General features: G+C 71.4%; 1 pseudogene. It reads right to left on the bottom strand.

What is annotated here, in order from left to right:
- Positions 1-638: pseudogene (locus A4X17_RS15620) on the bottom strand (RNA ligase family protein); the annotation flags it as partial.
- Between the last annotated feature and the right edge of the window lie 101 nt (positions 639-739).

Genomic DNA, 739 nt, shown 5'->3' with positions numbered 1-739 from the left:
CGCCCGCCCCGACCGGGACGCCAGCCCGCGACCACCACCTCCTCCATGCGTTCGTGCTTGAACTTGACCCAGGTGCTGCTGCGCCGACCCGGTCGGTAGCGGCCGTCGAGCTCCTTCGCCATCACCCCCTCCAACCGCAACCCCCGACTCACCTCGAGCGCATCGTCGAGCGAGCCGTCGATCGTCGGCGGCACCTGGACGACGGTCCCGGACGCGATCGTCCGCTCGAGCAGCTCCCGACGCTCCCGGTACGGCAGTTCCGTCCGATCCGTGTCGTCCAACGCGAGCAGGTCGAACAGCAGCAGACGGACCGGTGTCCGACGGCGCTCCCGTTCGACGTCCCGCTCCGCGGTGAGCTGCATCCGACGCTGCAGGAGCGAGAAGTCGGGACGGCCGTCAGGCCCTGACGCCACGATCTCACCGTCGAGGACGACCGCACGGCCGGCGAGCGACGTCGCGAGCTCCTCGACCACCTCCGGGTACGCCATCGTGAGGTCCTTGCCGTTCCGGCTCGACAACCGCACCCGCCCCGTCGAGCCGTCGACGCTCGCGATCGCACGGATGCCGTCCCACTTCATCTCGAACGCCCAGGATCCGTCGTCGACCAGCTCGCCGGGTGCCGCGACACTCGCGAGCATGGGGGTGGGGATCCCACGAGGCCGTACGACCGGCGGAGCCGGCGGGTCACCCGGCGCGCGCATCCGGTGGATGAGCCACGACGGCGCCTCCCGTCCCGTCC

Source organism: Plantibacter sp. H53 (assembly GCF_001650455.1).
Taxonomy (GTDB): domain Bacteria; phylum Actinomycetota; class Actinomycetes; order Actinomycetales; family Microbacteriaceae; genus Plantibacter; species Plantibacter flavus_A.
Note: the sequence above shows the minus strand (reverse complement) of the source record. Positions and strands in the feature narration are given on the sequence as shown.